This is a genomic window from Nocardia aurantiaca, from assembly GCF_009708175.1.
In the GTDB taxonomy this organism is placed as follows: Bacteria; Actinomycetota; Actinomycetes; order Mycobacteriales; family Mycobacteriaceae; genus Nocardia; species Nocardia aurantiaca.
Genome location: NZ_WMBB01000010.1, coordinates 304,486 through 318,653, shown reverse-complemented (window position 1 = coordinate 318,653; position 14,168 = coordinate 304,486). Strand labels below are relative to the sequence as shown.

The window sequence follows — 14,168 nt, the reverse complement described above, 5'->3', positions numbered from 1 at the left end:
ATCCACGCTACCGGCGCGCACCGACAGGCGGCGGGGCGGATCACGCAGGTGTCCGATAAGTGCCGGTCCAGCGAACATCGGGTGAACTGCACCGCGTCGGGAGACTCGGGAGATTCACAAACGTACCCGTTTTGCTTCGTTCCCTCCGCGTGGCACACTCGTCCCGTGACCGGCTCGATGGCGACGCATTTCACCTGAGTCCGACCCTGGGGGACAATGTATGGCCAATAGGTCTGATTCTTGGTGAAGAACGGATCGGTAACAGGTTGGGTCCACCCGCCGATCGACGTTCTGGACCACGAGGAGTTGAAGAATGAGCATCTCGACGACCGGAGCGTCCGAGTCGGCCACCGGCTCGGACGCCACCCTGCCCTCCGAGGCTGAGATCGAAAAGCTGCGCTTGGAAATCGACAAGTTGGACGCCGAAATCCTCGCCGCCATCAAGCGCCGCACCGAGGTCTCACGCATCATCGGGCGGACCCGAATGGCGAACGGCGGGCCCAAGCTCGTCCACTCCCGCGAGATGAAGGTGCTGGAGCGATTCAGCGAGCTGGGCCAGGAGGGCCATACCCTGGCCATGCTGCTACTGCGGCTGGGCCGCGGTCGGCTGGGGCATTGACACTCGCATCAGGGGCCTAGCCCCTGACCCCCGGGCCTGCCGCCTCCGGCACGGCCCGTTAACGCCGGGCATCGCTCGCTCGATACAACGTGCGGTGCGTCGCGAAGCGCGGCCCCCACAGATCGCGCTGCATGCGTGCCACGGATGCAGCTTTCCCAAGGCCGCCCCGGGTGTCTCGACCCCGGGGCGGTTCTTTCACGCCTAGGGCAGGGCGATGTACTTCGTGTCGAGGTATTCCTCGATGCCCTCGAAGCCGCCCTCACGGCCGAAACCGGATTCCTTCACGCCGCCGAAAGGTGCGGCCGGGTCGGAGATGACCCCGCGATTGACGCCGACCATGCCGGTCTCCAAACCCTCGGCGACTCGCAGCGCGCGGTCCAGGCTGCGGGTGTAGACGTACGCGACCAGGCCGAATTCGGTGTTGTTGGCCGCGGCCAGCCCTTCCTCCTCGGTATCGAAGCCGACGATCGGGGCGACCGGGCCGAACACCTCCTCGCGCAGGATCCGGGCCTGAGCCGGGATATCGGTGAGGACGGTGGCAGGGTAGAACCAGCCCGGACCGACCGGGGCCTTGCCGCCCAGCTTCACCTGGGCGCCCGCCGACACCGCATCCTCCACCAGCTCGTTCACGGTGTCGAGCTGGTTCTCGTTGACGAGTGAGCCCAGGGTGGTGTCCGGGTCCACGCCATTGCCGAGCCGGTACTCCGCCATCGCCGCCACCAGCTTGTCGGTGAATTCCTGGCGAACCGAGTTCTGGACGTGGAAGCGGTTGGCCGCCGTGCACGCCTCACCACCGTTGCGCAGCTTGGCCAGCAGCGCGCCCCGCACGGCGGCATCCAGGTCGGCGTCGTCGAAGACCACGAAGGGGGCATTGCCGCCGAGTTCCATGGAGGTGCGCAACAGGCCGTGCGCGGACTGCTCGACCAGCTTCTTGCCGACCGCGGTGGAACCGGTGAAGGTCAGCTTGCGCAGGCGCGGGTCCTTCAGCAGCGGCGCGGTGACGGCGCCCGAACGGGAGGTGGTGATCACCGACAGCACACCGTCCGGCAGCCCGGCCTCGCTGCACAGCTGGGCCAGCAGCAGCATGGTCAGAGGGGTCTCGCCGGCGGGCTTCACGATCATGGTGCAACCCGCCGCCATCGCCGGGCCGATCTTGCGGGTGCCCATGGCCAGCGGAAAGTTCCACGGCGTGATGGCCAGGCACGGGCCGACCGGCTGCTTGTGCACCAGAATTCGCCCGGTCCCGGCCGGGGCGGGCTGGTAGCGGCCGTGCACGCGGACGGCCTCCTCGCTGAACCAGCGGAAGAACTCCGCGCCGTAGCGGACCTCATTGCGGCTCTCCGGCAGGGCCTTTCCCATTTCGAGCGTCATGAGCAGGGCGAACTCCTCGGCCCGCGCGGTGATCGCCTCGAAGACCGCGCGCAGGATCTCCCCGCGCTGTCGGGCCGGGGTCGCGGCCCATTCGGCCTGCACGGCCGCGGCCGCGTCGAGGGCGCGCACCGCGTCCTCGGGAGTCGCGTCCGCGACTGCGGCGATCACCTCACCCGTGGCCGGATTGTGCACCGGGAAGGTCGCACCTCCCGCGGCGTCCACCGGACCGCGGATCCAGAGTTGCGTGGGAATGGACGAGAGTAGGGCGCTTTCGGTCACCATGACACGAGCCTAGGCTGGGTTATCTGCCCTTCGCTTCGCTCCGGGCGGGTTCGCGGCCACGGCGCAGGTCTATGGAGCCGCGGTCTCGATTCTTCCTTCCTCCGCTCCTCCAAGGCGCAGGTCTATGGAGCCGTTCGCTCCTCCGCTCCGTCAGTCCAGAATCGAGACGGCCGCGAACTATTTGTGCTGTCGTTTGCCCTTCGCTTCGCTTGGGGGCGGGTTTGTGGCTGGGGCGCAGGTCTGTGGAGCCGTGGTGTCGGTTCTTCTCTCGTCCGGTCCGTCAAGGCGCAGGTCTATGGAGCCGTTCGCTTCCGCGCGCCGGGTTGGAGGTCTATCGAGCCGGGAGTGGAATCAGCGCTCCGCCTCCTTGCGCTCGGCCGCGAACTATTCGGGTGACCGCTGAATTTCGCTCTGCGCTGGGGGAATCCGGCAATGCGACCACGCACGGCAGGGGGTGCGGCAGGCGGGGAATGTCTTGTTACCTGCGAGTCGCATTGTGAAGGTTGTAACCTCGGCGATCGTGAGCAGCGACATCACCGCGTCGGCGGTCTGGCGGAAACTGCACGACCATCATGCGTCGATCGGCGGGCGGCATCTGCGGGAGTTCTTCGCCGAGGATCCGGCGCGCGGCGGTGAGCTGACGGTGCGGGTGGCGGACCTGCACATCGACTACTCCAAGCATCGGGTGACGCGCGAGACCCTGGATCTGCTGGTCGAATTGGCGCACGCCGCCGGCGTCGAGCAGCGGCGCGACGCCATGTTCGCGGGCGAGCACATCAATACCTCCGAGGATCGCGCGGTCGGGCACGTGTGGCTGCGCCGCCCGCTCGGCGAGCCGCTGACCGTCGACGGCCAGGATGTCGAGACCGATGTGCACGAAGTGCTGCGGCGCATGGGCGAATTCACCGATCAGGTGCGTTCCGGGCAGTGGCGCGGCGCGACGGGGGAGCGCATCAGCACGGTGGTGAACATCGGCATCGGCGGTTCCGACCTGGGCCCGGCCATGGTGACACTGGCGCTGCGGCACTACGCGGACGCCGGTATCTCGGCCCGCTTCGTGTCGAATGTCGATCCGGCGGACCTGGTTTCGACACTGCATGGGCTGGATCCGGCGACCACGCTGTTCATCGTGGCGTCCAAGACCTTCTCCACGCTGGAGACGCTCACCAACGCCACGGCGGCGCGCCGCTGGCTGGTGGCGGCGCTCGGCGAGGACGCCGTGGCCAAGCACTTCGTGGCGGTGTCCACGCACGCGCAGCGGGTGGCCGACTTCGGCATCGACACCGCCAATATGTTCGGCTTCTGGGACTGGGTGGGCGGCCGCTACTCCGTCGATTCGGCCATCGGCCTGTCGGTCATGGCGGTCATCGGCAAGGAACGCTTCGCCGAGTTCCTGGACGGAATGCACCGCGTGGACCAGCATTTCAAGTCCGCGCCGCTGCGCGAGAACGGTCCGGCGCTGCTGGGCCTGCTGGGCGTCTGGTACTCGAACTTCTTCGGCGCGCAGTCGCGGGCGGTGCTGCCGTATTCCAATGATCTGGCCCGCTTTCCGGCCTACCTGCAGCAGCTCACCATGGAGTCGAACGGGAAATCCGTTCGGGCCGACGGCACTCCGGTGTCGACCGGCACGGGCGAAATATTCTGGGGCGAGCCCGGCACCAACGGCCAGCACGCCTTCTATCAGCTACTGCACCAGGGCACCGTGCTGGTGCCCGCCGATTTCATCGGATTCGCCCGCCCCACCGACGATCTCCCCACCATCGACGGCACCGGCAGCATGCACGACATCCTGATGTCGAACCTCTTCGCCCAGACCAAGGTGCTGGCCTTCGGTAAGACCGCCGAGGAGATCGCCGCCGAGGGCACGGACGCGAAGATCGTGCCGCACAAGGTGATGCCGGGCAACCGCCCCACCACCGCCATCCTGGCCCCCCAGCTGACCCCGTCGGTGCTCGGGCAGCTCATCGCCCTCTACGAGCACATCGTCTTCACCGAGGGCGCGATCTGGGGCATCGACAGCTTCGACCAGTGGGGCGTGGAACTCGGCAAGCAGCAGGCACTGGCACTGGCACCGCTGCTTACCTCGGCGGAAGAACCTGTGGCGCAATCTGATTCGTCGACGGACGCGCTGATTCGCTGGTACCGCTCGAACCGGCGCTGACCGCCGCTCGCCCGCGCGGATCTTTCGGCTGGTCACAGAACGGGATCGCCGCACCCGACAGGCCGCGCGGGTATTCCGAGCCGTCCGTGCGCTCGTGGACCAGCGCAGCGAACTCGGCGAGCCGTGACTGTCGCGACAGCACCCGCTCGGTCAGCATGGCATGGTGCGCACCGGCTCCCCCGCGATGGCCGACAGCGGGCACGGCTCGGTCCTGGCCTTTAACGCCGGAAGGCGCGCCCCACGGGGCGCGCCTTCCGGTCGAGTTCGGTTGCGGGTCAGTCCCGTTCGGGGCCGAGGGAGATGCCGCGCGAGGCCAGCCAGGGCAGCGGGTCGATCTTGTCGACGCCGTTCAGCCAGACCTCGAAGTGGCAGTGCGGGCCGGTCGAGAAGCCGCGGTTACCGACGGTCGCGATTTGATCGCCCGCCATCACGCGCTGGCCCTGGGAGACCGTCGCGGTGTCGACGTGGCCGTAGATGGTGACCGTGCCGTCATCGTGCAGCAGGCGGACCCACATGCCGAAACCGGAGGCGGGACCGGCCTCGAGGACGGTGCCGTCGGCGACAGCGTAGATCGGGGTGCCGATCGGGGCGGCGATGTCCACGCCCTGGTGGGCGACGCCCCACCGGATGCCGAAGCCGGAGGTGAAGGTGCCGTTGGCGAACTTCGTCCACAGCGGGCGGTACTTCGACGCCTCCTGGGCGGCCATATCGGCGGCGAACTGCTTACCCTTGGCCAGAATGTCGTTGAACTGGTCCAGGTTCGCGGGCGCGTTCGGGCTCACCACCTGGGGAGAACCGGGGGCGCCGTCGCCGACGACCGAGGTCGCCGCGACCTCCTTGACCTGGTTGGCGGCCTGATAGTCGACATTGCTGCTGTCGTGGTTGCCCGAGGCCTCGATGGTGGCCTGGCCCGCGGCCACGACCGCGCCGGCCGCGACCGCGACGACCGCGGCGCGGCCCTTGAGTGCGGTGGGCGGGGCGGGCACGCGGTGGGTGCCGCCGGAGCGGCGCTTGCCGCCCGAGCGGGTCGGGCGCGGCTCGTCGTAGTCGGAATCGGCCGCGCGCGCTCTGCGATCCACGCGTGCGCCGTCACCGGAGAATTGAAGCTTCTCGCCGGACGCGGTCTTGAACGTATAAACCGGTCTGTACTCGTCGGAGGGGGTCGGATCCGCGGTCGGATCCCAGTTGGTCCGCGACTGCGGGGCCCAATCGCTCGGATTCGGTGCGGCCCAGCCGTTCACGGTGGTCTGACTGTTCCAGTCGTTCTGGTCGTCCCAGTCCGGCGCGGCCTCCCAGTTCGGTTCGGGCTGCCAGGCGGCGGCCTCGCCCCACTGCTGCGCCTCGCCCCATTGCTGCGACTCACCCCACTGCTGACCGGGGTTCCAGTCGGCGTCGGAGTTCCACTGGGCGCCGGCATCCCACTGCGTGTCGCCGTTCCATGCCTGGGTGGCGTCCCAGTCGCCGTGGTCGACCACGCTGTGTCTCGCGACAGGGGTATCGAAGGTGGTGGCGCCGCCGTAATTCTCTGCATCCTCGCGATAACGGTGACCGCGGCGTGGGCGGTGCTGCGAGGGAAGGAGGCCGTCGCTCATTTGCGCCGGTCCGGAGAATGCTGCGGGGCTGACAAGTCGCCTGCGGAACGGCTCATTCCCTGCGGAGGCAGGAGATTGAACCCCGTCTGCGGAGACAGGAGATTGAACCCCGTCTGCGGAGCGCTGTGCTGCGTCAAGCCTGCCGTCCTCCTGTCCGTGACCGGGTTGTGACATCGACCGCAACGACGGTAACGAAACGATTGCGGCTCAGCAAGCGATGAGCCCGGTTCGCAACACGGGTGTGATATTCATCACGTTCGGCGTGGGAATGCGCTCACTGTGCTGTGGGCAACCGGGTGGGGTTTGTCAACGACATCATGTAGTAGCCAGCATCACTGTCCGGGATTCGTGTGTCCCACCTGGCGGGGTGTCAACAAGCTACCGATGAGTAGCATTGACTAGGGCTTTTGGGACGGCGGAGACAGTACCGTGACCTGCGCCACTTAGGCTGTATGCGGCTGATTTCCGCTCCATGTGACTGATTAGAGTCCGAGCCGACCCGCCTCCGACGACGGGCCGCCAACCAAGACGTTGTCACAACAACGCAGACGAGACGGTGAGTACATGGATCTCTTCGAATATCAGGCGAAGGAACTCTTCGTGAAGCACGGAGTGCCTTCGTCGGAGGGCCGCGTCACGGACTCGGCCGAGGACGCCCGTGCGATCGCGGAAGAAATCGGCAAGCCGGTGATGATCAAGTCGCAGGTCAAAGTCGGTGGCCGCGGCAAGGCCGGTGGCGTGAAGTACGCCGCCACCCCTGACGACGCCTTCACCCACGCGCAGAACATCCTGGGCCTGGACATCAAGGGCCACATCACCAAGAAGATCCTGGTCGCCGAGGCCAAGGACATCGCCTCGGAGTACTACATCTCCTTCCTGCTCGACCGCTCCAACCGCACCTACTTGGCCATGTGCTCGGTCGAGGGCGGCATGGAGATCGAGGAAGTGGCCGCCACCAAGCCGGACCGGCTGGCCAAGGTGCCGGTCGACGCCGTCAAGGGTGTCGACCTGGCCTTCGCCCGTTCCATCGCCGAGCAGGGCCACCTGCCCGCCGACATCCTCGACGCCGCCGCGGTGACCATCCAGAAGCTGTGGGAGGTCTTCATCAAGGAGGACGCCACCCTGGTCGAGGTCAACCCGCTGGTGCGTACCCCCAACGATGAGATCCTCGCCCTCGACGGCAAGGTCACCCTGGACGAGAACGCCGAGTTCCGCCACCCCGACCACGCCGAGTTCGCGGACATCGACGCCACCGACCCGCTCGAGCTCAAGGCCAAGCAGAACGACCTCAACTACGTGAAGCTGGACGGCGAGGTCGGCATCATCGGCAACGGCGCCGGTCTCGTGATGTCGACCCTGGACGTCGTCGCCTACGCCGGTGAGAACCACGGCGGCGTCAAGCCCGCCAACTTCCTCGACATCGGCGGCGGCGCTTCGGCCGCCGTCATGGCCGCGGGTCTGGACGTCATCCTCAACGACGAGCAGGTCAAGTCGGTGTTCGTGAACGTCTTCGGCGGCATCACCGCCTGTGACGCGGTCGCGAACGGCATCGTGCAGGCCCTGGAGATCCTGGGCGCCGAGGCCAACAAGCCGCTGGTCGTCCGTCTCGACGGCAACAAGGTCGAGGAGGGTCGCAAGATCCTCGTCGACGCCAACCACCCGCTGGTGACCCTCGCTCAGACCATGGACGAAGGCGCCGACAAGGCCGCCGAGCTGGCTGCGGCCAAGTAAGGACACAAACCAACATGTCTATCTTCCTGAACAAGGACAACAAGGTCATCGTCCAGGGCATCACCGGTGGTGAGGGCACCAAGCACACCGCCCTGATGCTCAAGGCCGGCACCAATGTCGTGGGTGGCGTGAACGCCCGCAAGGCCGGCACCACCGTCAAGCACGTCGACAAGGACGGCAACGAGGTCGAGCTGCCGGTCTTCGCGAGTGTCGCCGAGGCCATGGAGAAGACCGGCGCAGACACCTCCATCGCCTTCGTTCCCCCGGCCTTCTCGAAGGACGCCATCATCGAGGCCATCGACGCGGAGATCCCGCTGCTCGTGGTCATCACCGAGGGCATCCCGGTGCAGGACACCGCCTACGCGTGGGCCTACAACGTGGACAAGGGCAACAAGACCCGCATCATCGGCCCGAACTGCCCCGGCATCATCACCCCGGGCGAGTCGCTGGTCGGCATCACCCCGGCCAACATCACCGGCAAGGGTCCGATCGGCCTGGTCTCCAAGTCCGGCACCCTGACCTACCAGATGATGTACGAGCTTCGGGACTTCGGTTTCTCCACCGCCATCGGCATCGGCGGCGACCCGGTCATCGGCACCACCCACATCGACGCCATCGAGGCGTTCGAGAAGGACCCGGAGACCAAGCTCATCGTCATGATCGGCGAGATCGGCGGCGACGCCGAGGAGCGGGCCGCGGCCTACATCCAGGCCAATGTCACCAAGCCGGTCGTCGGCTATGTCGCGGGCTTCACCGCGCCCGAGGGCAAGACCATGGGCCACGCGGGCGCCATCGTCTCCGGCTCCGCCGGTACCGCCCAGGCCAAGAAGGATGCCCTCGAGGCCGCGGGCGTGAAGGTCGGCAAGACCCCGTCCGAGACCGCCGCCCTGGCGCGCGAGATCCTGGAGAAGGCTTCCGTCAGCGCTTGATGGTTCGCTTCCGATGAAGGCCGCCTGTCGAATTCGACAGGCGGCCTTCGTGATTCGGTGTGAATGTGACAAAGGCGGTCGGCTGCTGGGGTTTGCGGACGGGGCGGACCGGGTAAGTCGGTCGTGTTGTGCGCCGATTCGGGTATTGCGGTAGACGCACGGTTGGTGGTAAATGGTGCCCCCGGCCGTTGAGTGCAGTAGCGTCGGTGGAGGTTCGTGAACGACTCGATAGGAGACGACGACATGTCATACCCGACCGGGGGCTCGGGATACAACGCGCCCCAGCCGACGCCCTCCTCCGCACCCGGCTACGGCTCGCAGCCCGCGGGTGCTCCCGCGGCCGCGTCGGGTTCGTCGCCCATTGCGGGCAAGGGCCTGCCTTTCATCCTCGCCGTGGTTGTCGCCGCGCTCGGCGTCATCAACTTCCTGCTGGGCTTCGCGCCCTACATCGGCACCAAGGCCGTCGAGATCGGCAACACCAAGGTCGGCGGTGACACCAGCTTCAGCCTGTTCGAGAACACCGGCTCCGCGGCGCTGGTGACGATCCTGCTGATCGCGGGTTTGCTGGCGGGCCTGTCGCTGCTGCCCAAGCAGAGCGGTAATACCGGCATCGTGGCGGCCGCCTCGCTGGGCGCGTTCCTGGGCATCCTGTTCGGCTCCTTCGACCTCGGCGACAGCGTGACGCTGAAGTGGGGCGGCTGGGTGATCCTGTTCCTCGCGTTCGTGCAGGCCGTGGTGGCCCTGCTGGCGCTGCTGTTCGAGCTCGGCGTCGTCAAGGCGCCGGAGCCGAAACCGGCCGCGCCGCAGGGTGGTTACGGTCAGCAGCCGTTCAGCTCGACCGGGCCGCAGTACCAGCAGCAGTCGTTCGGTCAGCAGGGCGGTTACGGCCAGCCGGCACAGCAGCAGTCGTTCGGTCAGCAGGGCGGCTATGGTCAGCAGCCCCAGCAGCCGTCCTACGGTCAGCAGGCCGGTTACGGCCAGCCGCCCGCGGGCTACGGAACCGGTTCGCAGCCGACCTACGGTCAGCAGCCGACCTACGGTCAGCAGCCGTCGTACGGCCAGCAGGGCGCTCAGCCCGGTTACGGGCAGCAGCAATACGGCCAGCAGCAGCCGGCCGGGAGCGCGGACGCGACGCAGCACTTCGGAGCTCAGCCGCAGCGCCCGGCGCAGCCCTTCGGCGGCGAGCAGTCGGCGGATCCGGCGGCAGACGCCACCCGGGCCTTCCGTCCGGGCCAGGACGACAAGTAGTTTCCGCGTCCGCCGAGCGGCCTCCGGTGTTACCGGGGGCCGCGCTTTTTTGCCGCCCGCCGATCGCTCCGGCGCGCCTGACCCTACGGTTTCCGAGATGCTGCCACGCTGGATGTCCATGAGTGCCCCCAGAACTGCCCTGGCTCGCCTGAGCGACCCCGATCTCCGGGAACAGTCGCGGCCACCGGTTCGGAGGCGTGGCGGGGGCGGGGGATTCGGGTCGCTGACTCCGGAACGCGCGCGGGTACTGATGCTGGTCGCGGCCCGCGCGTCGGCCATCACGCTGCTGCTGATCTTCATCCTGGTGTACGGCACCCTGTTCGTGTCGGGTGGCGGCATGAGCGGCTCGTCGGGCGCGATCGCCGGGAGCTGGCTTGCGGTGCATCAGGTTCCGCTGGTGATCGGCAAGACCGGGATCGGGCTGTGGCCGCTGCTGCCGACCCTGCTGATGCTGTGGCTGGTGGCGCGCGACAGCGCCCAGGCCGCCGAACCCGACTGCGAGACCGCGGAACTGGGCTGGGTGTTGGGCGCCGCGGTGGGCGGGCCGCTGCTGATCACCGCGGTGTGCCTGGCGGTGGCCGATGACGCCGCCGCTGTGGTGTCGCTGCAGCCGCCGGATACCCTGGCCGCCTTCGCCTGGGCGCTCGGGCTGAATCTGCTGGCGGCCGCGGTGGGCATCGGTTCCCGGCGCTGGCGGGACTTCGCCGACCTGCTGCCGATTCCCTTGCCGGACTGGGTGGTTCCGGGTTTCCGGGCCGGGCTGCGCGCGGTGGGCCGGCTGCTGGCGGTGGCGGCCGCGCTGACCGTGCTGTCATTCCTGCTGCACTGGTCCCGCATCGGCGACACCTACCGCGCGGCCGACGGAAAGTTCTTCGGCGCACTGGGTTTGACGCTGCTGTCGCTGGCCTATCTGCCGAATGCGACGGTCGACGCGGTGAGCGTGCTGGTCGGCGGCCAGGTGGATATCGGCCCGGGATCGTTGAGCCTGTTCGAGATCCAGGGTGCGCCGGTGCCCGCGGTGCCGGTGGCGGCGGCGGTGCCGTCGGGTCCGGTGGCGGTGTGGTGGCTGGTGCTGCTGGCGGCGCCCGCGGTGGTCGCGGTGCTGTCGGGGCTGGATTGCGGTCGCACGTCCCGTGATCGGGCGACAGCGCCCTGGGCGACGTTGACCGCCGCCGGGCTCGCGGCGGTGGTGATGGCGCTGCTCGGCGCGGTGGCCGGGGGCGAACTGGGCACCTTCGGGCGGATCGCGCCGAGCGCGGTGAGCGCGGTACTGGTGTTCGTCTGGCTGGCCATCGCCGGTTACGTCGGCATGCTGGGCGCCCGGTGGTTCGGCAGCCCGGCGGCGGCCGTGGCGTACGACGACGCCGACGCCTATGACGACGGGTACCAGGACGACTACTACGACGACGTGGCCGAGGACGACGTGGCCGAGGACTACGCGGCCGAGGACTACGGCTACACAGCCGATGGGTACGACGATGACGAGTACGACGACGAGGAATTCGACGGGGAGGGGGAATTCGACGACGGGGAATTCGACGAGTCCGACGGCGAACCCCGCGCCGCCGGCCACGAGGAGAGCGGCTGGTACGACGACGAAGATCTCGCCGACGCCCTCGACGCCGAACTGGTCGACGACGAGGCCGGGGTCGTTGTGAAGTCCGCCGACAGCCCCGACATCGTGGACGCGGAAATCGTGGAGGGTAACGGAAACGACGACTGACTTGGCGAGGAGGGATGACTCGTCGGGTACGTCCGAAATAGTGACGGCGCCCAGCCGCTGGCACGGGTACATGATGGGCGACGGCTCTCGGCTGTCCGCTGAAGTTTTCGGGGGAGGCGGTGCTGCTCTCGGCTGCCCGCTGAAGGTGCGAGGAGGCGTCGCGGCTAGGCTCTTGGTCGGCGGTTCGCCTCCGCCATCCCCTTCCCGCTCCGATCGACAGGGAGTAGTGCGCTGACGTCCACGCCCGCCCCGCTGCTGCCGCCGACGGCGCCCGCGTCCGTCGTGGTGCTCGCCTCCGGCACCGGATCCCTGCTGCGTTCCCTGCTGGAAGCGACCCGGCAGCCGGGCTATCCGGCCTCGGTGGTCGCCGTCGGGGTGGATCGCGATTGCGCCGCCACCGAGCAGGCCGCGGCCTTCGATGTCTCGTCCTTCAAGGTCGCGCTGGGCGATTTCGCCGACCGCGCCGAATGGGATGCCGCACTCACCGAGGTGGTCTCCGCCTTCGAACCCGATCTGGTGGTGTCGGCGGGTTTCATGAAGATCCTGGGGCCCGGCTTCTTGCACCGTTTCGGCGGTCGCATCATCAATACCCATCCCGCGCTGCTGCCCGCCTTCCCGGGCGCGCACGCGGTGCGGGACGCGCTCGCCTACGGCGTGCGGGTGACCGGTTCCACCGTGCATCTGGTCGACGCGGGCGTCGACACCGGGCCGATCCTGGCGCAGGAGCCGGTCGCGGTGCTGCCCGACGACGATGAGGACACCCTGCACGAGCGCATCAAGGTCGTGGAGCGCCGGCTGCTGGCGGAGGTCGTCGCCGCTGTCGCTACCCGAGGCATTGTCTCCGATGGACGAAAGGCAGTTATCCCAGATGAGCGAGTTCTCCGGTGAGTGAACGCAAGCCGATCAAGCGGGCCCTCGTAAGCGTCTACGACAAGACCGGTCTGATCGAACTGGCCACCGGTCTGCACCAGGCGGGCGTGGAGCTGGTGTCGACCGGGTCGACCGCCGGCAAGATCGCCGACGCCGGCATCCCGGTGACCAAGGTCGAAGACCTGACCGGTTTCCCGGAGACCCTGGACGGCCGGGTCAAGACGCTGCACCCGCGCGTGCACGCCGGCATCCTGGCCGACACCCGCAAGGAGGAGCACGTCGACCAGCTCGTCGAGCTCGGTGTCGAGGCATTCCAGCTCGTCGTGGTCAACCTGTACCCGTTCACCCAGACGGTCTCCTCCGGCGCGAGCATCGACGAGTGCGTCGAGCAGATCGATATCGGCGGGCCCTCCATGGTGCGTGCCGCCGCCAAGAACCACCCGTCGGTCGCGGTCGTGGTGAACACCGGCGACTACGCCGACGTGATCGCCGCCGTGCGGCAGGGCGGTTTCACCCTGGCCGAGCGGACCGCCCTGGCCGCCAAGGCTTTCCAGCACACCGCCACCTACGACGTGGCTGTCGCCGGCTGGATGACCAGCGTCGCGGTCCCGGCCGTCGTGCCGGAATCCGAAGGCGCGCAGCAGTTCCCGGAGTGGATCGGCGGCACCTGGCAGCGCGCCGACGTGCTGCGCTACGGCGAGAATCCGCATCAGGCCGCCGCGCTGTACACCAACCAGGACGGCCCCGCCGGGCTGGCGCAGGCGAAGCAGCTGCACGGCAAGGAGATGTCGTACAACAACTACACCGATGCCGACGCCGCCTGGCGCGCCGCGTATGACTTCGATGCGCCGGCCGTGGCGGTCATCAAGCACGCCAACCCGTGCGGCATCGCGGTCGGCGCGGATATCGCCGAGGCGCACCGCAAGGCGCACGCCACCGATCCGGTCTCCGCGTACGGTGGTGTGATCGCGGCCAACCGTGAGGTCTCCGTGGAGATGGCCGAGCAGGTCGCCGATATCTTCACCGAGGTCATCGTGGCTCCGTCCTACGCCAATGGCGCGGTGGAGGTGTTGCAGCGCAAGAAGAACGTGCGCGTGCTCGTGGCCGAGCCGGCCCAGCGCAAGGGCGCGGAGCTGCGTCCGGTCAGCGGCGGCGTGCTGCTGCAGGACCGCGACATCCTCGACGCCGAGGGCGACAGCGCAGCCAACTGGACCCTGGCCGCGGGCGAGGCGGCCGACGAGGCCACCCTGCGCGATCTCGAATTCGCCTGGCGCGCTTGCCGGGCGGTGAAGTCCAACGCCATTCTGCTGGCCGACGACGGCGCGGCGGTGGGCGTCGGCATGGGGCAGGTCAACCGCGTCGACTCCTGCAAGCTGGCCGTCGAGCGGGCCGGTGAGCGCGCGAAGGGGTCGGTCGCGGCCTCCGACGCGTTCTTCCCCTTCTCCGACGGCCCTCAGATCCTGGTGGCCGCCGGCGTGCGCGCCATCGTGCACCCGGGTGGTTCCATTCGCGACAAGGACACCATCGAGCTGTGCCGCGAGGCCGGGGTGACCTTGTACCTGACCGGATCCCGGCATTTCGCGCACTGAGCGTGACGGGCCGCTGACGCGAATCGGGTAGCGGTACAACGAAATCGGGACAG

10 protein-coding genes are annotated in these 14,168 nt (G+C 68.3%); 8 read left to right on the top strand and 2 right to left on the bottom strand.

Features of this window, described 5'->3' with window-relative positions:
* Window positions 1-313: 313 nt before the first annotated feature.
* Window positions 314-619 carry a chorismate mutase gene (locus GLP40_RS22715; protein ID WP_154789978.1) on the top strand — a complete coding sequence of 102 codons (306 nt, stop codon included), beginning with the start codon at window positions 314-316 and terminating at the stop codon, window positions 617-619.
* Window positions 620-820: 201 nt separating this feature from the next.
* On the opposite strand, the gene GLP40_RS22710 is transcribed toward GLP40_RS22715, so the two are convergent.
* On the bottom strand, window positions 821-2,272 hold the full coding sequence (locus tag GLP40_RS22710) for an NAD-dependent succinate-semialdehyde dehydrogenase (protein WP_154789977.1): 1,452 nt from the start codon (window positions 2,270-2,272) through the stop codon (window positions 821-823).
* A 520-nt stretch (window positions 2,273-2,792) separates the two neighbouring features.
* Here GLP40_RS22710 and pgi point away from each other — a divergent pair.
* On the top strand, window positions 2,793-4,433 hold the full coding sequence (gene pgi / locus GLP40_RS22705; RefSeq protein WP_328290528.1) for a glucose-6-phosphate isomerase: 1,641 nt from the start codon (window positions 2,793-2,795) through the stop codon (window positions 4,431-4,433).
* Between the two features lie 275 nt (window positions 4,434-4,708).
* Here pgi and GLP40_RS22695 read toward each other — a convergent pair whose 3' ends face one another.
* On the bottom strand, window positions 4,709-6,025 hold the full coding sequence (locus tag GLP40_RS22695; RefSeq protein WP_154789974.1) for a M23 family metallopeptidase: 1,317 nt from the start codon (window positions 6,023-6,025) through the stop codon (window positions 4,709-4,711).
* A 564-nt stretch (window positions 6,026-6,589) separates the two neighbouring features.
* On the opposite strand from GLP40_RS22695, the gene sucC reads away from it, so the two are divergent.
* The 6 genes from sucC (at window position 6,590) to purH (ending at window position 14,115) form a co-directional block, all read left to right on the top strand.
* Window positions 6,590-7,756, top strand: a complete 1,167-nt coding sequence (sucC, locus tag GLP40_RS22690) for an ADP-forming succinate--CoA ligase subunit beta (RefSeq protein ID WP_154789973.1) — start codon at window positions 6,590-6,592, stop codon at window positions 7,754-7,756.
* 14 nt (window positions 7,757-7,770) lie between these two features.
* Window positions 7,771-8,685 carry a succinate--CoA ligase subunit alpha gene (gene sucD, locus GLP40_RS22685; protein WP_154789972.1) on the top strand — a complete coding sequence of 305 codons (915 nt, stop codon included), beginning with the start codon at window positions 7,771-7,773 and terminating at the stop codon, window positions 8,683-8,685.
* Between the two features lie 243 nt (window positions 8,686-8,928).
* On the top strand, window positions 8,929-9,933 hold the full coding sequence (locus GLP40_RS22680; protein WP_154789971.1) for a DUF5336 domain-containing protein: 1,005 nt from the start codon (window positions 8,929-8,931) through the stop codon (window positions 9,931-9,933).
* Window positions 9,934-10,051: 118 nt separating this feature from the next.
* Window positions 10,052-11,656: a cell division protein PerM gene (locus GLP40_RS22675; RefSeq protein ID WP_154789970.1), complete on the top strand. Its 1,605-nt coding sequence runs from the start codon at window positions 10,052-10,054 to the stop codon at window positions 11,654-11,656.
* Between the two features lie 255 nt (window positions 11,657-11,911).
* Window positions 11,912-12,544, top strand: a complete 633-nt coding sequence (gene purN, locus GLP40_RS22670; RefSeq protein ID WP_154789969.1) for a phosphoribosylglycinamide formyltransferase — start codon at window positions 11,912-11,914, stop codon at window positions 12,542-12,544.
* Complete coding sequence (gene purH, locus GLP40_RS22665; protein WP_328290527.1) at window positions 12,541-14,115, top strand: bifunctional phosphoribosylaminoimidazolecarboxamide formyltransferase/IMP cyclohydrolase; 1,575 nt, start codon at window positions 12,541-12,543, stop codon at window positions 14,113-14,115. Before purN ends, purH begins: the two co-directional genes overlap by 4 nt.
* The last annotated feature ends 53 nt before the right edge of the window (window positions 14,116-14,168 follow it).